This window comes from Flavobacterium johnsoniae, from assembly GCF_001879205.1.
Lineage (GTDB): Bacteria > Bacteroidota > Bacteroidia > Flavobacteriales > Flavobacteriaceae > Flavobacterium > Flavobacterium johnsoniae_A.
Map to the genome: position 1 here is coordinate 610,217 of NZ_MLFK01000005.1, position 22,981 is coordinate 633,197.

At 35.0% G+C, this 22,981-nt stretch carries 16 protein-coding genes; 3 read left to right on the top strand and 13 right to left on the bottom strand.

Annotated elements, in window-relative coordinates; all coding sequences use genetic code 11:
* Position 1: 1 nt before the first annotated feature.
* From BKM63_RS07950 to BKM63_RS08010, 13 genes are all read right to left on the bottom strand, one after another.
* Complete coding sequence (locus BKM63_RS07950) at positions 2-724, bottom strand: hypothetical protein (RefSeq protein WP_071636074.1); 723 nt, start codon at positions 722-724, stop codon at positions 2-4.
* Between the two features lie 73 nt (positions 725-797).
* Positions 798-1,472, bottom strand: coding sequence for an MBL fold metallo-hydrolase (locus tag BKM63_RS07955; protein WP_071636075.1), 675 nt, complete (start codon positions 1,470-1,472; stop codon positions 798-800).
* 60 nt (positions 1,473-1,532) lie between these two features.
* Entirely contained in the window at positions 1,533-2,105 is a 573-nt protein-coding gene (locus BKM63_RS07960) for a Crp/Fnr family transcriptional regulator (RefSeq protein WP_071636076.1), read from the bottom strand.
* A gap of 2 nt (positions 2,106-2,107) precedes the next feature.
* A complete protein-coding gene (locus tag BKM63_RS07965) occupies positions 2,108-2,755 on the bottom strand; it encodes an HAD family hydrolase (protein WP_071636077.1) in 648 nt (215 codons plus the stop codon).
* A gap of 5 nt (positions 2,756-2,760) precedes the next feature.
* Positions 2,761-3,969, bottom strand: coding sequence for an NAD(P)/FAD-dependent oxidoreductase (locus tag BKM63_RS07970; RefSeq protein WP_071636078.1), 1,209 nt, complete (start codon positions 3,967-3,969; stop codon positions 2,761-2,763).
* Between the two features lie 214 nt (positions 3,970-4,183).
* The gene (locus BKM63_RS07975; protein ID WP_071636079.1) at positions 4,184-4,861 is read right to left on the bottom strand and encodes a glycerophosphodiester phosphodiesterase; all 678 of its coding nucleotides are present in this window, start codon (positions 4,859-4,861) and stop codon (positions 4,184-4,186) included.
* A 161-nt stretch (positions 4,862-5,022) separates the two neighbouring features.
* Complete coding sequence (locus BKM63_RS07980; protein WP_071636080.1) at positions 5,023-6,690, bottom strand: alpha-amylase family glycosyl hydrolase; 1,668 nt, start codon at positions 6,688-6,690, stop codon at positions 5,023-5,025.
* 279 nt (positions 6,691-6,969) lie between these two features.
* Entirely contained in the window at positions 6,970-8,832 is a 1,863-nt protein-coding gene (locus BKM63_RS07985) for a glycoside hydrolase family 13 protein (RefSeq protein WP_071636081.1), read from the bottom strand.
* A gap of 104 nt (positions 8,833-8,936) precedes the next feature.
* Entirely contained in the window at positions 8,937-11,051 is a 2,115-nt protein-coding gene (locus BKM63_RS07990; protein ID WP_071636082.1) for a glycoside hydrolase family 97 protein, read from the bottom strand.
* Positions 11,052-11,070: 19 nt separating this feature from the next.
* Positions 11,071-13,374 carry a glycoside hydrolase family 65 protein gene (locus BKM63_RS07995; protein WP_071636083.1) on the bottom strand — a complete coding sequence of 768 codons (2,304 nt, stop codon included), beginning with the start codon at positions 13,372-13,374 and terminating at the stop codon, positions 11,071-11,073.
* A gap of 72 nt (positions 13,375-13,446) precedes the next feature.
* On the bottom strand, positions 13,447-14,103 hold the full coding sequence (gene pgmB, locus BKM63_RS08000; protein ID WP_071636084.1) for a beta-phosphoglucomutase: 657 nt from the start codon (positions 14,101-14,103) through the stop codon (positions 13,447-13,449).
* Between the two features lie 18 nt (positions 14,104-14,121).
* Entirely contained in the window at positions 14,122-15,477 is a 1,356-nt protein-coding gene (locus BKM63_RS08005; RefSeq protein ID WP_071636085.1) for an MFS transporter, read from the bottom strand.
* A gap of 178 nt (positions 15,478-15,655) precedes the next feature.
* The gene (locus BKM63_RS08010; RefSeq protein WP_053469995.1) at positions 15,656-16,687 is read right to left on the bottom strand and encodes a LacI family DNA-binding transcriptional regulator; all 1,032 of its coding nucleotides are present in this window, start codon (positions 16,685-16,687) and stop codon (positions 15,656-15,658) included.
* Positions 16,688-16,922: 235 nt separating this feature from the next.
* Between BKM63_RS08010 and BKM63_RS08015 the strand changes: the two genes are divergently transcribed.
* The 3 genes from BKM63_RS08015 to BKM63_RS08025 are packed head-to-tail and all read left to right on the top strand — an operon-like array spanning position 16,923 to position 22,905.
* Positions 16,923-19,904 carry a SusC/RagA family TonB-linked outer membrane protein gene (locus tag BKM63_RS08015; RefSeq protein ID WP_071636086.1) on the top strand — a complete coding sequence of 994 codons (2,982 nt, stop codon included), beginning with the start codon at positions 16,923-16,925 and terminating at the stop codon, positions 19,902-19,904.
* Between the two features lie 37 nt (positions 19,905-19,941).
* The gene (locus BKM63_RS23860) at positions 19,942-21,783 is read left to right on the top strand and encodes a RagB/SusD family nutrient uptake outer membrane protein (protein ID WP_071636087.1); all 1,842 of its coding nucleotides are present in this window, start codon (positions 19,942-19,944) and stop codon (positions 21,781-21,783) included.
* A 21-nt stretch (positions 21,784-21,804) separates the two neighbouring features.
* Positions 21,805-22,905 carry a SusE domain-containing protein gene (locus BKM63_RS08025; protein ID WP_071636088.1) on the top strand — a complete coding sequence of 367 codons (1,101 nt, stop codon included), beginning with the start codon at positions 21,805-21,807 and terminating at the stop codon, positions 22,903-22,905.
* Positions 22,906-22,981 lie beyond the last annotated feature (76 nt).

The following is a 22,981-nucleotide window of genomic DNA, read 5'->3' on the forward strand; positions in this document are numbered from 1 at the left end:
TTTAGTTTTTGGTTTCAGAATTTAGTTTTTTAAATTCTCGATTTTTAGCATATAAAAAGTCCATTGTATAAAGTAAATTTTTCTGCTGCACTAAAATTTCGGCCTTAGGATCGGCATCGCAAAATTGAAGGAATAAATCTTTTTCTTCAGGTTTTAATTTTAAATCATTTGTAAAAAAATCCATCGGGACAGTCGCTTCCGCTAATTTTTTAAAATCTAATTCTTTGGATTTAATCTTCTTAGCTTTTTTATCTTTTTTCATAAATAAGCTAAAAATAGCCAGCAAATCAGCACCATTGGTAATGCCGCCGGTGTAAACGCCAGGATTAGATAGTGCCGGCTTTGAAATCACGGTAGAGTTTTCGTCTGCAGCACCAACATGAGGAAGTTTAATATTGGTAATCACTATTTCATCCAGTTCTTCCGGTTTCAAAATCATATTTACAGAAATATTATTTTGATCTATATTTTCTTGGGAAATTTTTAATCTTTTGAAAAAATAATCCTTTGAAAAGAAAAGTAAACTGTCTCTCTCTTTTACTAAAATAGAAAACTCACCAAGTTCATTTGTTCTCGTGCTGGTTTTGGCCGTTTTATTAATCACTTCTACTTTATTAAGCGGAACGTTTTGCGAAAGGACTTTTCCGTTTAGTAGTTTTTCCGTTTGAGAAATACTTAACTGATAAGTGAAAAAAGAAATTGTGGTGAGTAATTTTACTTTCATCTGGTGGTATTTAGTTGAAAGTAAAATTATTAGAATTGTCTTAATGAAAACTTACAGAATCTGTAAATTCTTGTTAATTAAACAAGATAGAGTTTGTGAATTTCTCCAATTGTCCATTATTAAATAAAACTGGACCGTGGCCAAAACAAAGTATTTTTGGTTTTAATGAAGCTAATTTCAGAATGGATTTTCTATTAGTTTCTTTATCAGCTGTGAACAAATGAGGAGGCTCGTGTAACCCGGTTTTTGTTGTGAGCAGATTCATATTAGTCATAACATCTCCAACAATCAAAATTCCGTCTTTTTCTCTGAAAAAAGATAAATGACCTCTTGAGTGTCCTGGTGTTTCTATAACAATAAATTCGCCAATTTTATCTCCTTCTTTTAGGGTTTTAGAAACAGGATGACCTTTTCCTGCCCAGAAATTCTTCTGAAATTTTGAAATAATATGATTTGGATTTGGGTATTCTGTAATTACATTTCCGTTTTCGGCAAATTCTTTTTCAGCTTGACTGCATAAAAGAGGAATGTTCAAAGTTTCACAGATTATTTTACTGCTTCCCTGATGATCGGCGTGTGCGTGCGTTAATACGTGTTGGGTAACGAGTTTGTCTTTAATTGATTTTAATATTTTACTGGCAGATGTTCTAATTCCTGCATCAATTAAAACATCTTCAATTAAATAACAGTTGATGGCATTTCTTGGGAATAATGGGATTTGATAAACGTCTTTGGCAATATTCTTCATCTTTTCAAATTTTATTTTGACAAAGATTCGAATTAGATTCTTCAATCCACTTGATAAATGTTAAGAAATATCCTGACGGATTCTGCTCAGTGATTCTGGAGTAATTCCTAGAAAAGAAGCGATATAAATTAAAGGTGTCCGCTTAATTATTTTGGCTGGAGCCGAAGCTAAAAAAGTTTGATATTTTTCTTTGGCAGGAATCATTTGAAGTTTTAAAACTCTGTCTGCCATACAAAGGTAATTCTGTTCCGCTAAAATTCTTCCAACACGTTCCCAATTAGGGACTTCGTTATATAGAAATTGCATTTTTTCGAAAGTGATCGAAAGGACTTCACAATCTTCGATGCATTGTATGTTCTCAAAAGAAACAGATTGATTGATGAAACTGGAATATGAAGCAATAAAACCTTCGTCGCAGCTTAAATAAGTGGTGATTTCTTTTCCGTCTTTTAAGTAGTAAACACGAGCTAAACCTTCGACAATAAAAAAGATTTTGCTGCTGATTTTCCCCATGGAAAAAAGAAATTCTTTAGCCGTACATTTTTCATATTCAAAACAAGAATCGATCTTTTCGATTTCTTTTTCAGAAAACGAAGCAATCGACAATATTTGTTTTTGTAATTCAGCATTCACGATTACAATATTTCAATTAATTCTGAAGCTCTATTGACAACCAATTTCGCGCCACTGTTTTTTAATTCTTCTTCAGTTCTGTAACCCCATGTAACCCCAACCGGAAACATATTAGCGTTTATTGCGGTTTGCATATCAATATCAGAATCGCCTACAAAAAGAATTTCTTCGGGTTTTAAATTCCATTTTTTACTAATTTCTACAGCTTCAAACGGATTTGGTTTTTTTAGCGCTTCGGTGCTTAAACCAATTGCATCATCAAAATGCCCTGGAAATATTTCTGAAACAATTTTTTTGGTCAATTCGTCTGCTTTATTCGAAAAAACAGCCATTTTAATATTTCCTAAAGCCGGATTGTTCAATAATTCTAAAATGCCGTCATAGGGTTTTGTTTTGAGCGTACAAGCTTTGCGATATTCATTAACCATGCAGTCAAAACAAATTTGAATTTGCTCTTCATTATTATTAGCAGCAGGTAAAGCTTTGCTGACCAAATTTCGCAAACCGCTTCCTATAAAATATTGATACGTTTCGTAAGTATGAGTTGGATAGTTTAGACCTTGAAGTACCGTATTCATTGCGTCTGAAATGTCTTCCAATGAGTTTACTAAGGTTCCGTCTAAATCAAAAATAATTCCTTTAAATTTCATTCTATTTATATATTATTGGCCAAAATAAAGCCGCTTGTCCATGCATTTTGAAAATTAAAACCTCCTGTAATAGCGTCGATATTTACAATTTCGCCGGCAAAATAAAGGTTTTGGTGAATTTTGCTTTCCATGGTTTTAAAATTGATTTCTTTTAAATCGATACCGCCCGCGGTTACAAATTCTTCTTTAAAAGTGCTTTTTCCGTTTACCTTAAATTCGGCTTTTGTAAGTTGAAGCGTTAAATTCTGCAATTGATTTTTAGATAAATCAGCCCATTTTGTTTCTGCATCAATTCCAGAAGCCAAAACCAGACTTTCCCATAAACGATTTGGAAAATCAAAGGGAGATTTTTTTGAAACTGCTTTTTTAGCATGTTCTTGTTTTAGATCTTTTAAGGTTTTTTCGGCATCTTCAAAATCAACATCATTTAACCAATTGACGAAAATCGTAAACTGATAATTTTTATCGTGTAAAATGCGAGCGCCCCAAGCCGAAAGTTTTAAGATTGCCGGGCCGCTCATTCCCCAATGCGTAATTAACAAAGGTCCTGTCGATTCTAGTTTGGTATCTTTTACGTTTACGGTAACTTGGGCTGCAACGCCCGGTAATTCTTTAATTCTGGAATCTTTAATGTTAAAAGTAAATAGGGAAGGGACGGGGCTTACAATTGCGTGTCCGTGTTCCTGAAGCATCTCCCAAATTTTTGGATTGCTTCCTGTTGCCATTACTAATTTTTCGGCAGCGAAATTATCGCTTTGTGTATCAATTTTCCAGTGATTCTCTTTTTTAAAGATCGACTGCACACTTTGTCCAGTCAGTACTTTTATACCTAATTTTTCGGTTGCTTTTAAGAAACAATCAATTATGGTTTGAGATGAATTAGAAACCGGAAACATTCTGCCGTCTTCTTCAATTTTTAATTCTACGCCATGTTTTTCGAACCATTCGATGGTATCTCCCGAACAAAATTGATGAAACGGACCTCGAAGTTCTTTTTCGCCTCGCGGATAAAACTTTACTAATTCGTTAGGCTCAAAACAGGCGTGCGTAACATTGCATCGTCCGCCTCCAGAAACGCGCACTTTAGAAAGTACTTCTTTTCCTCTTTCTAAAATGGCAATTTTTAGTTTCGGATTTTTCTCTGCAATATTAATCGCAGTAAAAAAACCTGCAGCTCCTCCGCCAACAATTATTATGTCGAAATTTTTAATCATATTTTATTTTTTTGCCACAACTCGAGCGATAGCGAACAGGCGAAGCAATTTCACGAATTGGCACTAATTTTTTCTCTTGCCACAGATTAAAATGATTTAAACAGATTTCTTGCTAATTGAACAAATTTGAATAAAGATTAATTCGTGAAAATTAGTGTAATTCGTGGCGAAAAAATCCTTTTAATCTGTGTAATCTATGGCTAAAACTTAAACTTTATATTTTGTCTGGATTATCAGAGATAATTCCGTTTACTTTATAACTTTTTACTTTTTGAATATCTTCTTCAGAGTTTACTGTCCAAGATAAAACTAAGAATCCTTTTTCTTGAATTTGTTGAACATTCTCTTTATTCAATAACTGATAATCAGGATGGATGGCTTTTGCTTTTGTTTTTTCGGCGAAAGCCAGAGCGGTATCAAGATCTTCTTCTGTTAAAACACCAATTGGAATATTCGGATTTAGGTTTGATGTTTCTTCCAGCATATTCCAATCAAAACTTGAAATTATAAAATGATTATAACTCCAGTTTTTTTCTGAAATGTATTGTTCAATTAACTCAACAACTTTCGCAGCAGTTCCTAAACCTTTTAATTCAATATTAATGAAGCATTTTTTATCAACTAAATCAAAGACTTCATTTAGTGTTGGAATTTGACATTTTCCATCAATTAAAAATGATTTTAAGTCAGACAGAGAAAAAGTATTCACGATCCCTTTTCCATTAGTGGTTCTGTCTATTGTTTCGTCATGGATTACGATGATTTGTTCGTCAGCGCTTAAGTGAACATCAAGTTCAATTCCGTCTGAATTTAATTCTAAGGCTTTCTGAAAAGCTTTTAAAGTATTTTCAGGTTCGTAGGCTTTGGCGCCTCTGTGAGCTATTTTTAGCATTCTACAGTTTTTTTCTTAACCGCAAAGGTCGCAAAGTTTTACGCAAAGGCCACAAGGTTTGTAAAAAAAGTTAGCCACAGACTATTAGGATTAATGCAGATCTTTAAAAAACCTTTCAATCCTAATAATCTGTGGCTAAAAAAACTTTGCGCCCTTTGCGGTTAAATCATCTCTAGTAAAACAATATCAAAATCATTTTCTATAATTACTTTTCCGTCAATTACATCAACTTCTTGATTTGAATAAGTGTCTTTTAGTTTTGTTCCGTTTGGGAAAACGTCGCCAACAGGAAGTTCTTTTCTGCCTTTTGGCAAATCTACTCCCATGATTACCTTATCTGTAAAAGCGCCTTTGGTAAAAGTTCTTGAGAAAGTATATGGATACGGATTAATTAATTTATGAACACCAGCTCCAACAGCCGGATGATTTCTTCTAAACTGCCCAAGTTTCTGCCAATGTAAAAGCGTCTTTTGAGTTTCAGGATTATTTTGAATATCATCCCAATTCATATTCGAACGAAGAGTGGCATCGCCCTGAGTTCCTTCAACAACTAAAGATCTTGCCGATTCGTCTCCATAATAAACCTGAGACATTCCTGGTGAAAGTAATAATTTAGTTCCTGATTCTATAGTTTTAGTTCTGTTACGATCAAAAGGATCTCCGTCGTCGTGAGAAGACATATAATTGAGGACAGAATATCCTTTTAAGTCATTGTTCAACGCATTTGAATATTTAGAAAATAAACCCTCATAATCGTTTTGAGCGGCATTCCATTTAAATTCAAAATTGATCATGCTGTTAAATCCATTTTGAAAATAATTTACTTTTCGGTCTCCAAAATCATAATCCTGTCCACCGCTGATTCCATAACCGTAAACCTCTGCAATGGTGTAAAACGGATTTTGATCTAAAATTTCCAGCGGATGATGCTTTTTCCAGGTTTCAAATGCATAATCACATTCTTTTTTAAAGTCGGCCCAGACATTTTCATCGGTATGTTTTACAGTATCACCTCTGTAGCCATCAATTCCAAATTCGAGAATATAATCTGTGAGCCATTTTATGATGTAATATTTCGGAGTTCTTGGATAACCGGTTCTTTTGAAAAATTCGTCAAGCGAAGCAATTTCTTTTTCGTAACGTCCTTCTTTCTTCCATTTTTCGATTAAAAAAGGAGGCAGTTCAACTTCCTGATTGCTTTCGGTTTTTACGTCTGGAAGATTCTCCACCAAAGTACACATCGTAGTGTTTTCAAAAGATTTGTAGTCGCAGACAACTCCTGTTCTTACCCAGTCAGAAGGCCACACAGGATCTTCCGGAGTTACCGGCCCTGTATGATTAATAACGCCGTCTAAAACAATTCTGATTCCGTGTCCGTGAGCTTTTTTTACCAAATTAGCCAAATCTTCTTTGGTTCCAAAGTTAGGGTCTAATGCTGTCCAGTCTTTTGCCCAATAACCATGAAAGCCATAGCTAAGCCCAGTTCCTTCGTCAACACCATCGTGAATCTGTTCGACAATCGGCGTAAGCCAAATAGCGTTTATTCCTAATTTATCAAAATATCCGGATTCAATTTTTTTGGTAATTCCTATGATATCGCCTCCTTCAAAGCCGCGTAATTTTCCCGGCGTTTTGGTTCGGTTAAAATTAACATCGTTGGAAGTGTCTCCATTGTAAAAACGATCGGTAAGTAAAAAATAAACATTTGCTCCCTCCCAAACGAAAGGTGTCTTCGAAGTATTTTCTTTATTCATTGAAACTGATTTTGAGCCAGAACAACTCATTGTTAAGTATACTAAAGATAAAAAAAGGAAAGTGTATTTTTTCATTATTTTAGAATATTTTAGGATGGATTGTGTTGAAAAAAAACAGCCACAGATTACAAGATTAAAATGATTTTTTAAATCTGTGATAATCTGGTAATCTGTGGCAATAAAATTTTAAACACATAGAAACATAGCTTTTCTTTGTCTTTAAAAGATTTAAATATATGATTAGTCATTTTAACACATAGTAGTGTGTTTGTGAAGGCTATGTTTGTTTAAACAAAGTGAAACGCCTTTTCACGAGACAGAAAATCTATGTCCCTATGTGTTTAAATAAAATATTTATTCTAATTCTAGAACTACTGCTGATTTTGGTTCTAATTTAATTTCTGAACTTAAATCAAATGTTTTTCCTGTAATAACATCTTTTCCAGATTTAAAGTTTTTGATGTTTTCTTTGAAACGATTTGTTTTTACAACCTGCTCTTTTGCATTGTTATTGAAAACTACCATTACTGTTTTAGCATCAGTATATCTGAAATAAACGTAGGTATTATTTTCTGGAATATAATGTGTCATTTTTCCGAAATGAACCGCTTCATTTGATTTTCTCCAATTGAATAATTTCGAAGTAAAATCAAAGTATTTTGCCTGTTCAGCCGTTCTTTCTGCTGCAGTCAGAGCGTTGTTTTTATCGCCAGCCCAGCCACCTGGAAAATCCTGACGAATATCGGCATCTCCTTTGCTTTTATCGCCGCCCATTCCAATTTCTGAACCGTAATACAATTGCGGAATTCCACGAACTGTAGCCAATAAAGTCATCGCCAGTTTGTATTTTGGAAGATCGTATTTGAACTTATCATTCATACGATCGGTATCATGATTTTCGGCAAAAACTAAAATGTTATTCGTATTTGGATATAAATAATCCATTGCAAAATTGTTATAGAATTTAATCAACCCGTTGTCCCAGCTTGGTTCGTCTTCATTAAAAGCAGAAGTAACCTGACTTTGAAGCGTAAAATCCATTACACTTGGCAGATTCGAATTGTAATTTTCGATTGCTCCAATTTTACTGTCTTTTTGCCAATACGCTAAATTTGCCTGATTGTGCATCCAGATTTCTCCAACAATATTAAAGTTTGGATATTCATTGGTAATCGATTTTGCCCAATTGGCCATTGCTGTCTGGTCAGAGTAGTTATAAGTATCTACTCTGAATCCGTCAAGATTAGCAAATTCTATCCACCAGATAGCGTTTTGAGTTAAGTATTTTGCAACTAAAGGATTTCTTAAATTCAAGTCTGGCATAGAAGGTACAAACCAGCCGTCCACACAAACTTCCTGATCTATTTTTGAAGCGTGAATATCTGTAATTACTTCACGTCTGTGGTGTGTTTGTGTGAAAGTCTCGAATTGATTGAACCATGTTTTAGTTGGGATATCTTTCATCATCCAATGTGTGATTCCCCAGTGATTCGTAACATAATCCATCACCAGTTTCATGTTCTTTTTGTGCATTTCTGCAGAAAGACGAGCGTAATCATCATTCGTTCCGTAACGAGGATCGATTTTGTAAACATCAGACTGACCGTAAGTATGATACGAATGCTGTTTGTCATTGTCTTCGCATAAAGGTGTGCTCCATATTGTAGTTGCACCAAGAGACGAAATATAATCTAAGTTTTTAATGATTCCTTCGATATCACCACCGTGACGCCCGCTTGGATCCTGACGGTTTCCTTTTTCAGTTAAAGAAGCGTCGCTGTCGTTTTTAGGATTTCCGTTAGCAAAACGATCCGGCATGATCAGGTAAATCATGTCTGATGCGTCGTAACTTTTTCTGTCGGCAGAATTGGCTCTTCTTTCTTTAAGAGCATATTTTTGAGTAAAAGCGACTTTATTTTTGTTTTTGAAAGAGAAAACCAATTCAGAAGCTTTTAAGTTCTGCGTATCAATGGTTACGAAAAGGTAATTCGGGTTCTCTGTTTTTTCTACGTTTTTAATCGCCACATTGTTTGAAACCGAAGCTTCGTATTGTGCAATGTTTTTTCCGTAGAACATAATCTGCAGTTCCGGATTTTTCATTCCTGCGTACCAGAAAGGCGGTTCTACTTTTTGGATTTGCGCTTTCGCGGAAGCGGAAAACAACAAAACCAATAGTATAAATCTAAAGATATGATGGTTTATTTTTAGGCTGTTCATAGTGAGTAGAATTTAAACCATATAAGAAATGTAAGAACATTTAAGGCAAAAACTGGGGAGGTTTCTATTTAAATGGACTTACATTTCTTATATCATTAATTAAATTATTTGTTTTCAATAATACTTATCGCATATCCTCCTCCAGGAGCAGAAAGCTGTGATAATTTTGATTTGTTGGTTACAGCAATTTTCTTGATCGTATAAGCCTGCGGATTTGTTTTGTAATGCGCATCTTTTGCATCAGCATAAATTGTTGCGGTGTATTTTTTACCTTTTTCAAGGAAGCTGAAATCGATGTTTGAGGTACGAGAAGTTTCTCCATTTACGTTTCCAACGAACCAGTTATTTGTTCCTTTTGCTTTACGTGCAACGGTGATAAAATCTCCAGGCTCAGCCTCGATATATTTACTTTCTGACCAGTCTACAGCTACATCTTTAATGAATTGGAATGCATCCGGGAAACGGTTGTAATTTTCCGGAGTATCAGCTGCCATTTGTAATGGACTGTACATGGTAACATATAATGCCAATTGGTTTGCAATGGTACTATTTACATGAGAAGTGTTTTCAGGATTCATTTTGCTGATATCCATTTCGAAGATTCCAGGCGTATAATCCATTGGACCTCCAATTAAACGTGTAAATGGTAAAACCGTAACGTGATTTGGTTTAGAACCTCCAAAAGCTTGGTATTCTGTTCCTCTTGCAGCTTCGTTTCCAATTAAGTTTGGATACGTTCTTGCAATTCCTGTTGGACGAACTGCTTCGTGAGCGTTCACCATAATTTTGTAATCAGCCGCTTTTTCGATTGCGTATTGGTAATGGTTTACAATCCATTGGTTGTAGTGATTTTCACCGCGAGGTAAAATATCACCTACGTATCCGCTTTTTACAGCTGTGTATCCGTTGTCATTCATGAATTTGTAGGCTTTATCAATGTGGCGCTCGTAGTTACGAACAGAACCAGAAGTTTCGTGGTGCATGATAATTTCTACACCTTTAGATTTTGCATACGCGTGCAGTGCTTTTACGTCAAAATCAGGATAAGGCGTTACGAAATCAAAAACATAATCTTTAGAGTGTCCAAACCAGTCTTCCCAGCCTTCGTTCCATCCTTCAACTAAAACAGCGTCGAAACCATTTGCCGCAGCAAAATCAATGTATTTTTTTACGTTAGCATTGTTTGCTCCGTGTGTTCCGTTTGGTTTTGCTTTTGCGAAATCAGTAACTCCCAATTGTACTGTCGGGTAATCGTTAGTGTATGACCAAGAGCTTTTTCCTGTAATCATTTCCCACCAAACCCCAATATATTTTACAGGTTTGATCCAAGATGTATTCTCAATTTTTGAAGGATCATTTAAATTATAAGTCATTTTTGAAGCTAAGATTTCTGTAGCATTATCACTTACTATAATGGTTCTCCAAGGAGAGTGGCTTGGTGCCTGCATATAGCCTTTGTCTCCTTTTGCATCTGGCGTTAACCAAGAAGTAAAAGTCATGTTTTTATCATCAAGATTCAAGTGCATGCAAGAATAGTTGATCAAAGCCGCTTCGTGCAAATTGATGTAGATTCCGTCTTTTGTTTTTAACATCAAAGAAGTCTGAACTCCTGTTGGTGAAAATGATTTTTGAGAAACGTTTGCCGTATATGCTTTTTGAGACAAACCTCTAATTTCAGATAATTTCGATTTTGTATAATCGTATTCCTGAGTATCGTAATCTCCCGGAATCCAGAAAGCAGTATGATCTCCAGTCATGGCAAATTGAGATCTTTCTTCTTTAATAGTAAAGTAAGTAAGATTCTTTTGTGCCGGGAATTCATATCTAAATCCTAAACCATCATCGAATAAACGGAAACGAATTACGATTTGTCTGTCTGTTCCTTTTTGATTTAAAGTTACAGCCAATTCATTGTAATGATTTCTGATATGATCTACTTCTCCCCAAACTGGTTTCCAAGTCTCATCAAAAGTTGCAGTTTTAGTATCAACAACCGTAAAATCGTTTAACAAAGATTTTTTATCATCTTTAAGTTCAAGACCTAATTTACTGGTTTTTACAACTTCTTTATTTTTGTATTTTAAATTGTAAGTTGGAGTTCCGTCGTTTTGAAGAGAAAATTCCATTACGAACTTTCCTTCGGGTGATTTTAACTGCTGCGCTTTTGCAACTGTGCTAAACGCGAACAAAATTAAACTTGCGAAAAATAAGTTTTTCATGTTTTTAAGTTTTATGTAATTAATTTATTTGTACAAATTTACTTGCAATTATAGGATTTCCGTTAACCACAATTGTTAAATCTTGATCGCCGTCTACAGTAAATGTTGTTTCGTTATGATTTACAGTTACTTTTAAAATTTGGTTTCTGAAATTAATTTTAAAAGAATACCCTTTCCATTCTTTTGGGATTTTTGGAGAGAAATGCAATTGATCGTTTTTCACTCTCATTCCTCCAAAACCTTCTACAATACTCATCCATGTTCCAGCCATTGACGTGATGTGACAACCTTCTTCCACTTCTTTATTATAATCATCCAAATCCAGACGAGAAGTTCTTAAATAGAAAGTATATGCCATATCCATTTTGTCTAAAACGGCAGCCTGAATCGAGTGTACACAAGGAGAAAGAGAACTTTCATGAACGGTAAATGATTCATAAAATTCGAAGTTTCTTTTTAATTCTTCTCTTGAAAAATGATCTTCGAAGAAATAGAAACATTGTAAAACGTCAGCTTGTTTGATGTATGGCGAACGTAAAACGCGATCCCAAGACCATTTTTGGTTAATAGGACGCTGTGATTTATCTAAATCTTTTACCGGAACTAAATCTTTGTCTAAGAAACCGTCTTGCTGCAAATAAATTCCAAGTTCTTCGGATGTTGGGAAATACATATCATCGGCCACTTTTTTCCATTCCTGAATTTCATTCGCCGAAAGGCTAACTTTTTCAAGAATTCGTTTGTGATCTGCCGGATATTCTGTACCCACTTTAGCAATTTGTTCTGCAGCAAAATCAATACACCATTTTGCGATATAATTGGTGTAGAAATTATTGTTGATGTTGTTTTCGTATTCGTTTGGTCCTGTAACTCCCAAAATCACATATTGATTTTTCTCTTTTGAGAAAGAAGCTCTCTGGTGCCAGAAACGCGCAATCCCGATTAAAACTTCTAAACCTTTTTCAGGAATATAAGAGTAATCTCCGGTATAACGGTAATAGTTGTAAATCGCAAAAGCAATTGCACCGTTTCTATGGATTTCTTCGTGTGTGATTTCCCATTCGTTGTGGCATTCTTCACCATTCATGGTTACCATTGGGTACAAGGCTGCACCGTTTTTGAAACCTAGATTATCTTTAGCATTTTCAATTGCTTTATCTAATTGGTTAAAACGATAGGTCAATAAGTTTCTGGCAACCTGCTGATCTTTTGTAGCCATGTAAAACGGAATACAATACGCCTCAGTGTCCCAATAAGTAGATCCGCCGTATTTTTCTCCGGTGAAACCTTTTGGACCGATATTCAAACGAGAATCTTTTCCTGAATAGGTTTGGTTTAATTGGAAAATATTGAAACGAATTCCCTGCTGTGCTTTTACATCGCCTTCGATTGTAATATCTGACATTTCCCAGATTTTTGCCCAAGCCTCAACTTGATTTTGAAGCAAAGCATCATATCCTGAATTTACCGCAGCTTTTATTACTTTTTCGGCTGCTGCCAAAGTGTTTTCGTGATTTAAAGAAACCGTATATCCTCCAATTTTCTGAATAGATGAGGTTTGGCCTTTTGCGATAATGGTTCCATAAGTATACTGAACTTTGTCTGCAGTTGAATCGATTGTAGAAGGCGAAACATGAATATCTTCATCATTTGCCAAAATCGTATTGTGCATGAAAGTCGTAACTTTAAAATGCGTTTTAAAAGTCTGCGCTGTTACAAAAGCTTCATTTGTACCTTTTTTAACTTCAAGCGGTTCCCAGAATTTTTCTTCCCAGTTGGCATCTTCATTGGTTACACCGGCATCAACATAAGGTTTGTAAACAATTTTTGCGTCTTTATTTAAAGGCGTAATATCATATTTAATGATTCCGGCTTCGTCTAAATCTAATGAAAGAAAACGACGAACGTTTACGGCAATTTCGGTTCCGTTTTTTAGAACAGCTTCAAAAGAACGATTGTACCATCCTTCTTTCATATTCAGTTCTCTGCGGAAGTTTCTAACTTCGGTACAAGTGTTTAAATCCAGATTTTCTTCGTTGATTTCGATGTCAATTCCAATCCAGTTTGGAGCGTTTAATACTTTGGCAAAATACTTCGGGTAACCGTTTTTCCACCATCCCACTTTTGTTTTATCCGGATAATAAATTCCGGCAATGTAACTTCCCTGAAAAGTTTCTGCCGAATATGTTTCTTCAAAATTGGCGCGCTGCCCCATAGCACCGTTCCCGATACTAAAGAGACTTTCAGACGATTTTACTCTCTCGGCATCAAATCCTTCTTCTATAATTGACCAATTATCTGGTTTTATATAATCTTGGTTCATCTTCTTTTTTAGTGATTTTTTGAGGAATCAAAAAGGCTGCTATTCCTTTTTTCTTCTAAGTGATTGATTGATTTATTTTGTGATTAATGATTGTATAAAGGATTCTTCTATTGAAGTAAAATCTTTAAAAATATAGTCAGCTTCATGTAAAATTGTTTCCTCACCAATTCCTACACTTACCATTCCGCCTATGTTTGCTGCCTGAATTCCGGCAACAGAATCTTCAAATACGATTGAATCTTTTGGATCAATATGTAATAATTGAGCTGCTTTTAAGAAAACTTCCGGATCTGGTTTTGCATTGGTCACATCGTTTCCGTCAACAATAACATCGAAATACGAAATGATTCCGGTTTTCTCTAAAATTGGTCTTGCATTTTTACTGGCAGAGCCCAATGCAATTCCTTGTTTTTTATCTTTTAATAATTGCAGTGTTTTAAAAACACCAGGAAGAATCTCACTTTCGTCCATGTCAACTAAATAAGATAAATAATCTTCATTTTTTTGAATTAACCATTTGTCTTTGTCTTCCTGAGACGCCTCAACATTGCCTAATCCAAGTATAATGTCTAACGAACGAACACGGCTTACGCCTTTTAAAAGTTCGTTGTCTTCATGCGTAAAATTTATGTTTAGAGATTGTGCAATTTTCTGCCATGCCAAAAAGTGGTATTTAGCAGTATCAACGATTACTCCATCGAGATCGAATATGAATGCTTTTTTGTTCATTTTAAAAGGAATTCTTCTTTATGATTTTAGAATAGTGTCGTCTACATCTTTTACTTTATAGACTAAAAGAGCGGCAATTAAAAAACTTACTCCGCTGGTAATTAAGGCATAAATTGCATCGCCATTGTAAAGATATTTTACAATTGGACCGCCAATTAATGCGTTTACAATTTGAGGAATAACAACAAAGAAGTTGAAGATTCCCATGTAAACTCCCATCTTTTTTGGGGCAATTGATCCTGCAAGAATCGCATAAGGCATTGCCAGAATACTAGCCCATGCAACTCCAATTAAAATCATTGGCAGCACGACCCAGTCTTCATTTGGCATAAAATAAATGGATATTAAACCAACTCCGCCAATAATTAATGAAACGGCGTGAGTTGATTTTCGGCCAATTTTTTTTGCGATGTACGGTAAGAAAAACAAAGCGACAATGGCAGAAACTAAATTGTAAACACCAAATAAAATTCCAACCCAATCACCAGCGTCTTGATATTGCTGGCTTGACGTGTCTTCTAATGGCAGTCCGTAAATATGATGCGCGATTGCCGGAGTGGTAAAAACCCACATTCCAAATAATCCAAACCAAGAGAAAAACTGTACCCAGCTCAGCTGACGCATTGTAGTTGGCATTTTTGCAAAATCAGTAAAAATGTCTGTGATTTTTGATTTTTCCTCAGAATCAGAAAACACCTCATTTTGCGGATCTTCAAATTTTGCTAACTCTTCTGGCGAGTATTCTTTGGTTGTGAATAAGGTTACCAGGATGGAACCAATTAAAACCGCTGCACCAATTATAAATGATAAAGTAAGGTTTAAAGGCACACTTCCGGGAACGGTACTGTTTGAAATGTTAAAGTACTTTGTTAAAACATAAGGCAATGCTGAACCAATAACAGCTCCAAAACCAATTAATGAAGTTTGAATACTAAATCCTGCAGTACGCTGGTCTGTTCTTAAATTATCACCAACAAGCGCGCGAAACGGCTCCATGGCAATGTTGAAAGATGCATCCATAATCATTAACATTCCGGCTCCCACCCATAAAGCAGGTAAAACGGAAATGAAAATATTAGCTTGCGGCATTAAGATTAATCCAACCGAAGCTAAAATAGCACCTACAAGAAAAAAAGGTTTTCGTCTGCCGAATCTTCCCCAGGTTTTATCGCTGTAATGACCAATGATTGGCTGTACTATTAACCCCATAAGAGGAGCAATAATCCAGAACCATGAAAGTTCATGTACGTCGGCACCAAAAATTTGAAGAATTCTGCTGGCATTTGCGTTTTGTAGAGCAAACCCCATTTGTATTCCCAAGAAACCGAAACTCATGTTCCAAATTTCCCAGAAACTTAATTTACGCTTTTCCATTATCGTAATTTGTGAAAAATTATACGATAAGCGCTTTGCTTATCAAAACTTACTGTTTTTTTCGAAGTAAAAGTAAAAGCCTTGACGGCCGTAAAAGTATAAATTATTTTTAGATATATGCTAACAAAAAAGCCATAAATATTTTTTATGGCTTTAGAAAGTGTTGATTTTAAGAAAATTAGTCAGTAGATTCTCTTTTTATTAAATGTGTTTCTATAACTTCTGTAGTGTAGTTTTCGTTTTCTTCTTCGTCATCATCGTGTTCGGCTTCGAGTCTTTCAATTAGCATTTTGGCGGCTTTATTTCCCATTTTTTCACCGCTCTGGCTTACGGTTGTAATACTTGGAGTCGAGTATTTTGAGATGATTCCGTCTGTAAAAGCAATTACGGCTAAATCTTCCGGAACTTTTAATCCCATTTTTGATGCAGTTTTAATAATTGTTACTGCAAAAAGCTCATTTACTGCAAAAACGGCATCAAAAGCTCTGTCGTGTAAAAGCTGTGAAATAGTAATTTCGCAGGTATCGACATCTTCAATTTTGATGATTAAATCTTCGTTGAATGGAATTCCGTTGTCTAAAAGTGCTTTTTCGTAGCCGTCGGTTCTTAATTTCCCAACACTTACATAATCGACAGTTGTAACCAGAGCAATTTTTTTTCTTCCATTATCTATCAAACTCTGAACGGCTTCATAGGCAGCGGCTTTATCATCAATAATCACTTTGTCACATAAAATATCATTGGTTACACGGTCGAACATTACCACCGGCATCCCTTGATTGATAACTTCGGTGATGTGGTGAAAGTCACCTTTAAACTGCGTTTCTTTAGAAAGAGACATGATAAAACCATCGATACTTCCGTTGGCTAACATTTCCATATTCAGTACTTCTTTATCAAAAGAATCATCAGATAAACAAATGACAACACTGTAGCCGTTTTCGTTGGCAACCTGCTCGATTCCGTTGATTACAGTAGAGAAAAAATAATGTACAATTTCCGGAATGATAATGCCAATACTTTTGGTTTTTCGGTTTTTTAAACTAAGGGCAATATTGTTGGGTTTGTAGTTGTAAAACTTTGCAAAAGCCTGCACTTTTAATCGTGTTTCTTCTCCAATTTCAAGACTGTTTCTAAGTGATTTTGAGACAGTTGAAATAGAAACGTCAAGTTCTTTTGCAATCTGTTTTAGGGTTATTTTGCGTTTCATGGGTTTTATTAAAAAAAATCTAATTATTAATAAAGGTATCTTTTATTTTGTGATTTGACATTTTTTGACTGAAAAGATTACAAAATATAGAAAGTTTTCAACACTACCACGTTTTCGTAACTCAATAAAAATAGTCTCAGGTCGAGCACGTTAATAAATTCATAATTTTGAAATTCGAAGTAAAATTAAAAACTTAACTAACAATCACAAACTCAAACTAATTTAAACAAAAAGTATGAAAACAATTTACAAAAAGTTGTTATTTTTATTCCTATTGTTGCCGTTTACAGTGTTAGCTCAAAACACTCTAAATGGGACTGTTGTCGATAAAGCAACAGGTCAGCCAATACCGGGAGTAAACGTAAATGTACAAGGTGCTCCAAACGGTGCATCAACAGGATTTGATGGAAGTTACCAGCTGTCAAATGTTAAAAACGGCAGTAAAATCGTTGTTTCTTTCATTGGATACAAAACCGAAACAATTGACTATACTGGTCAGAAAACATTAAACGTAACTTTAGAAGAAGATACTAATCAGCTGAAAGAAGTTGTGGTACAAGTAGGTTACGGAACTGTTAAGAAAAAAGACGCAACAGGATCTGTATCTCAAATTTCTGCTAAAGAATTTAACAAAGGGATCAACGTAACTCCAGAAACTTTAATTAGCGGCCGTATTGCAGGTGTTAATGTTGTTGGAGGAGGAGCTCCTGGCGCTAAAGCAGATATTAGAATTCGTGGTGGATCTTCATTAAGTGCTTCAAATGATCCTTTAATTATTTTAGACGGACTTCCGTTAAGTAATGCTGTACCAAGTGGAGCGACAAGTATTTTGTCTACTATTGATCCTAATGATATCGAATCATTTACGGTTCTTAAAGATGCATCTGCGGCAGCGATTTACGGATCTAGAGCGGCAAATGGTGTGATTGTTATTACTACTAAAAAAGGAACAAAAGGCGGCGTAAAAGTTAACTTTAGTTCTCAGGTGGGTATAAACACAGTTGCAAATACAGTTGATGTGTTAAATGCTGATCAGTTCCGTGAATTGGTAAATACAAAAGGAAATGCTGCTCAAAAAGCAACAATGGGTACTGCAAGTACTAACTGGCAGGATGAAATTTTCCATACAGCATTAACTACTAACAATAATATCTCTGTAAGCGGTTCATTATTCAATAAATTGCCAGTACGTTTATCTGTAGGTAATGTTGATAATCCTGGAATCTTAAGAAACACTTCTTTTGAAAGAACTACGACATCGATATCGTTAAACCCTGTATTATTTGATAATCACTTAAAAATTGATATTAGCGGAAACTTATCTTTTAGTAAAAATCAATTTCAAGATGAAGATGCAGTTATTGGTGCTGCTATTAGTTTTGACCCAACTCAGTCGCCTTATCAGGCAGGTTCTCGTTATGGAGGTTATTTTGAATGGTTAGAGGCTAATGGAAACATTGCATTATTACCTGCAAAAAACCCTGTTGCAAGATTAAATCAAGAAGATAAAAGATCTAAATCTACAAGAAAATGGGGTAACATTAGTGTAGACTATAGATTCCATTTCTTTGAAGATTTAAGAATCGTAGCCGAAGCCGGTATCGATAGATTTGACAGCAGTGGCTATAATAGACAAAGTACAGAAAGTATTTTAGGTTTTCAGCCAAATGCTTTTACTTCGCCAAATTATGTGAATTTAGGAAACTACGATACTTATACTGATGATCTTCAGAATAAAAACTTAAATACTTACTTGAATTATACTAAAACTTTAGGTAAATTTAAGATTGATGCAACAGCTGGTTATAACTATCAATTGTTTCAAAAAGAAAAATACCAATCAGGAGCACTTACACAGCCTGAGGCTACTAGAAATGAAGATGTTATAACTGATCCGGATATCAATTTACAGTCTTACTTTGGTCGTTTAAACTTAGGTTACGACAGCAGATACTTACTGACTTTAAATTACAGAAGAGATGGTACTTCACGTTTTTCTGAAGAAAACAGATGGGGTAACTTTATGGGAGGTGCTTTTGCATGGAATGTTGCTGAAGAGTCTTTCTTAAAAGATAACGAAACACTTTCTAGTTTAAAACTAAGAGTTGGTTACGGTACAACAGGGCAGCAGGATATTTCTGCTCAATACGATTATTTACGAAGAGTAACATTGGGTACAGTTAATACTCAATATGTATTTAATGGTGTTGTTTACAGAACAGCAAGACCAGAAGGATATAATTCAAATATCAAATGGGAAGAGTTAGCAGAGATGAACTTAGGTTTTGATTTTGGATTCTTAAAAGACAGAATTACAGGTTCGCTTAACTATTTTGATAAAAAATCAACAGATTTATTAGCAGATGTCTTGGTTCCTGACGGAGCTAACTTAAGAAACCAAGGTTTTAATAATATTGGTAATTTAAGAACAAAAGGACTTGAGTTCAGTCTTCAGTCTGATATTGTTAAAAATGACAATTTAACTTGGAATGTAGCTGTTAATGCTACTTACTTAGATCAAAAAATTGAAAACTTAGGTCAGACAGTTCCTGGTTTTGAAGGATATGAAGTAGGAGATAACATTAAAGGTGGAAACGGAAACAAAGTTCTTATTAATACAGTAGGATACGCTCCAAATTCATTCTTTGTATACGAGCAATTGTACGATGCTAATAAAAAACCAATCGCAGGAGCTTATGTAGACAGAAATGGAGATGGTAAAATAGATGCTTCAGATCGTTATAGATATAAAAAACCAACAGCAGATTATACTTTTGGTTTATTTTCAACTTTAAACTACAAAAAGTTTGATTTTACAATGAACTGGAGAGCTAGTTTAGGTAATTACATTTTTGATAATGTGAACTCTAACTTAGGTTATTCTGATGCTGCCTTAAGAAGAAATGATGATTTGTCTAATGTTAGTTCAGATTATTTAAATACAGGCTTTAAGTTTGAAGATAACGGAACACAACGTTATTTATCCAATTACTATGTAAAAGATGCTTCTTTTATTAAGCTGGATAACGTAACAGTTGGATATACTTTAGATAAATCAGTATTAAAAGATGTTTCTTTAAGATTCTCAGCTGGTGTTCAGAACGTTTTTGTACTTACAAAATATGATGGGTTAGATCCGGAGAAATTTAACGGAATTGACGGTAATGTTTACCCAAGAGCAAGAACTTTCTTGTTTGGAGTAAATGCAAGTTTCTAAATAGTACATTGAAAAACAAAATTTTAAAACATACAAAATGAAAATATCATTTAAATATATATCTTATTTTTTCCTATTCATTCTAGGATTAAGTATGACGTTGACTTCGTGTACTGACGATTTGAACGTGACACCAAAGGATGATGATGAATTTTTATCTGAAACCTTTTTTCAGGACCCAACATCTTATAAGCAAGTATTAGCAAAATTATATGCCGGCTTATATGTAGGGGGTAATGATGGAGATGGAGCTCCAGATATTTCTGGTTTGGGCGGCGATTTTAGCAGTTACTTACGATTGCTTTTTGTTACTCAGGAATTTTCTACTGATGAAGCAATTATTGCGTGGGCAGATGGAACTTTACCAACATTAAATACACAAACTTGGTCTCCTGTTAATGAGTTTTTATACGGAACTTATTCTAGAGCTTCTTACCATATCAGTCTTGCAAATGAATTTTTAAGACAAACTACAGAGGAAAAACTTAATGCCAGAGGTGTTGATGCAAACCTAAAAGCTGAAATCGCTACTTTTAGAGCTGAAGCACGTTTTTTAAGAGCTTTCTCTTACGTGAACTTGATGGATTTATTTGGAAATGTGCCAATTACTACAGAAAATGACCCAGTTGGATTCTTTTATCCGGAACAAAAATCAAGAGCAGAAGTTTTTGCGTATGTAGAGTCTGAGTTGAAAGATTTAGATAGCAGCCTTAAAGCTGCTAAATCAAACGAATATGGAAGAATAGATAAAGTTGCAGCTAAATTTTTATTGGCTCAGATTTATTTAAACTCAAAAGTATATACAGGAACAGAAAGAAATAATGAAGCAGCAACGTTATGTACTGAAATTATTAATTCAGGATACACATTTGCCAATGTTCCTTATCGTCACTTATTTTCTGCTAACAATGACAGAAATGGTGCTGAGTCTGAATTTATTTTTCCAATTATCAGTGATGGAAATGCTATTAGAGCAACTGGTGGTGGAATGAGTTTTATTTTACATGCATCTATTGGAGGCAGTATTGATGCTGCTGCACAAGGTATGGATGGCGGATGGCAGGGAATCAGAACGCGCAAAGAATTTATAGCTAGTTTTGGTGCACCAATAAGTTCATTTGATTTTTATCAAACAAAAAGCAAAAACTTGGCAAACAATACAGGAATCTTAGTTAATAAAGATGGTCAGGCTTTTGATTCAAGCGATAAAAATGAAAAGGACGCAGGGTTCAATGCTAATAATACTTATTTATTTAATCTTGTAACGGGTAAAATTACCTTAAACGGTGTTGAAGTTGCCGCTCCAACTAGTTTTACTAATGCACCGGTTTCTTTAGGTAAACAACAAGTGTGGGGAGATAAGAGATTATACGCTTATACTCCTGGGCAAGCATTAGATATTACTAATACATCAACATTTACGGATGGTTACGCATTGACTAAGTTTACAAACGTAAACTCAGATGGCTCAGCAGCTCAAAGAACAGATATACCAGATACTGATTTCCCAATGTTTAGACTTACAGATGCTTATTTAATGTATGCAGAAGCAACTTTGCGCGGGGCGGCATCAGGAAACATAGGTACAGCTGTAGGTTATATTAACCAAATTAGAACGAGAGCTAATGCTCCTGCAATTACTGCAGCGGATTTAACACTTGATTTTATCTTGGCAGAAAGAGGAAGAGAATTGTACTGGGAATGCCACAGAAGAACTGATTTAATTCGTTTTGGGAAATTTACAGGAGGAGATAAAATCTGGCAATGGAAAGGTGGTGTTCAAAGCGGAACTGCTACATCTTCATTCAGAGATTTAATGCCAATTCCGGCTAAAACCATTCAGGCAAACCCAACATTGAAGCAAAATCCAGGATATTAACACCTTATATAAAACAGTGAAATGAAAAATATATATAAAATTTTAATCGCATTTATTGGTGTATTGGCGGTATCATGTAATGCTGATGCTGTTGACGAAAGACCAATTGTTGAAGGTGTTTCTATACCAGAAATTACCGCACCTGCAACAGGAAAAGAATTTGTATTAAAGGCAGATGATGCAGCTAAAGAAGCGGCTAAGTTTACTTGGTCTGCGGCAAAATATACTAGTCCGGTAGCAGTAAACTATACGTTGTTAATTGATAAAAAAGGAGGTGACTTTAGTGCAGCAAAAACGCTTAAAGTAACTACAGGGAGTGTAACTGAGGTATCGGTCTTGGTTAAGGAGTTAAATCAGGCAGCAATAGAACTTGGTGGAAAACCAGAAGAAGCAGCTTTCTATGATGTGAAAATCTCATCTAATATTTCTGGAGCAGTTCAGCAGTTTTCTAAAGGATTGATCACTATTAGTGTAACTCCTTATTTGGGGAGAGTTGTTTATGAGTTTACAGATTGGTACTTAATTGGAGCAGCTGTAGCTGGCGGATGGGATAACAATGTTGATACCAAACACCAGCCAATGTTCAGAGATGGAAAAGAAGCCAATAAGTACAAGTTTGTAGGATATTTTAAAGCAGGTAATTTTAAATTGATTTCTGAAAAAGGAAGCTGGGCATCTCAACTTGGCAGAGCTAGCGATAGTTCTATTGAAATTAAAGATAATGCAGGAGAATTTACAATTCCAGCAGATGGATATTACGCTTTTGAGTTCAATACTACTTCTCTGAAATATACTTTAAAAGCTTATGAGGATGATGCTATAGCAAAAACATATGAGACAGTGGGTATTGTAGGAAGTGCCACTGGCAGCTGGGATGTTTCTACTGCATTAGATAAATCAGATTTTGACAAACATGCCTGGTCATTATCAGGAAAAAATGCAGAATTGAATGATGGAGATGCTAAATTTAGAGCAAATAATTCCTGGGATGTGTCATGGGGAGGAACAACTCCATTCTCAGGTGGAGGAAACGGTGAAAACATACCAGTAGCAAAATCTAAATATGTAATTTATTTCAATGATTTAGATGGAAGTTATTTAATGATTCCTAATCAGGAATAAAAATTTTCATAAATAATTAAAGGGCTATCTGCTAGGATAGCCCTTTTTTAATCAGGCTGACTAACCGAATAACCAC

Excerpts from the sequence above, each read along its gene's own strand:
- BKM63_RS07950 (WP_071636074.1), bottom strand. The coding sequence starts at position 724 with ATGAAAGTAAAATTACTCACCACAATTTCTTTTTTCACTTATCAGTTA.
- BKM63_RS07955 (WP_071636075.1), bottom strand. The coding sequence starts at position 1,472 with ATGAAGAATATTGCCAAAGACGTTTATCAAATCCCATTATTCCCAAGA.
- BKM63_RS07965 (WP_071636077.1), bottom strand. The coding sequence starts at position 2,755 with ATGAAATTTAAAGGAATTATTTTTGATTTAGACGGAACCTTAGTAAAC.
- BKM63_RS07970 (WP_071636078.1), bottom strand. The coding sequence starts at position 3,969 with ATGATTAAAAATTTCGACATAATAATTGTTGGCGGAGGAGCTGCAGGT.
- BKM63_RS07975 (WP_071636079.1), bottom strand. The coding sequence starts at position 4,861 with ATGCTAAAAATAGCTCACAGAGGCGCCAAAGCCTACGAACCTGAAAAT.
- BKM63_RS07980 (WP_071636080.1), bottom strand. The coding sequence starts at position 6,690 with ATGAAAAAATACACTTTCCTTTTTTTATCTTTAGTATACTTAACAATG.
- BKM63_RS07985 (WP_071636081.1), bottom strand. The coding sequence starts at position 8,832 with ATGAACAGCCTAAAAATAAACCATCATATCTTTAGATTTATACTATTG.
- BKM63_RS07990 (WP_071636082.1), bottom strand. The coding sequence starts at position 11,051 with ATGAAAAACTTATTTTTCGCAAGTTTAATTTTGTTCGCGTTTAGCACA.
- BKM63_RS07995 (WP_071636083.1), bottom strand. The coding sequence starts at position 13,374 with ATGAACCAAGATTATATAAAACCAGATAATTGGTCAATTATAGAAGAA.
- pgmB (WP_071636084.1), bottom strand. The coding sequence starts at position 14,103 with ATGAACAAAAAAGCATTCATATTCGATCTCGATGGAGTAATCGTTGAT.
- BKM63_RS08005 (WP_071636085.1), bottom strand. The coding sequence starts at position 15,477 with ATGGAAAAGCGTAAATTAAGTTTCTGGGAAATTTGGAACATGAGTTTC.
- BKM63_RS08010 (WP_053469995.1), bottom strand. The coding sequence starts at position 16,687 with ATGAAACGCAAAATAACCCTAAAACAGATTGCAAAAGAACTTGACGTT.
- BKM63_RS08015 (WP_071636086.1), top strand. The coding sequence starts at position 16,923 with ATGAAAACAATTTACAAAAAGTTGTTATTTTTATTCCTATTGTTGCCG.
- BKM63_RS23860 (WP_071636087.1), top strand. The coding sequence starts at position 19,942 with ATGAAAATATCATTTAAATATATATCTTATTTTTTCCTATTCATTCTA.
- BKM63_RS08025 (WP_071636088.1), top strand. The coding sequence starts at position 21,805 with ATGAAAAATATATATAAAATTTTAATCGCATTTATTGGTGTATTGGCG.